The organism is Tardiphaga robiniae (assembly GCF_013359755.1).
GTDB classification, from domain to species: Bacteria; Pseudomonadota; Alphaproteobacteria; order Rhizobiales; family Xanthobacteraceae; genus Tardiphaga; species Tardiphaga robiniae.
Genome location: NZ_JABMCJ010000006.1, coordinates 1 through 356 on the forward strand (window position 1 = coordinate 1; position 356 = coordinate 356).

The 356-nt window shown below is 41.3% G+C and carries 1 pseudogene; it reads right to left on the reverse strand.

From position 1 onward, the window contains the following. Positions 1-356: pseudogene (locus HP556_RS30035) on the reverse strand (hypothetical protein); the annotation flags it as partial.

Consider the following 356-nt stretch of genomic DNA (forward strand, 5'->3'; position numbering starts at 1 on the left):
ACTCAAGTGCTTCCCTGCCTCCAAACGATACCTGTTAGCAATATTTAATAGCTTGAAATGATGAAGAGCTCTGTGTTTGTCTTCCTGCCTCCAGTTCGCCGGGCATTCAACATAAAAACTGATAGCACCCGGAGTTCCGGAAACGAAATTTGCATATACCCATTGCTCACGAAAAAAAATGTCCTTGTCGATATAGGGATGAATCGCTTGGTGTACCTCATCTACTGCGAAAACTTGACCTTTCTCTCCCATATTGCAGTCGCGGCACGATGGAACTAAATTAATAGGCATCACCGAAAATTCAGGATAATGTGCAATAGGAAGAAAATGATCTATATTTTTTGTCTGTCCTATAT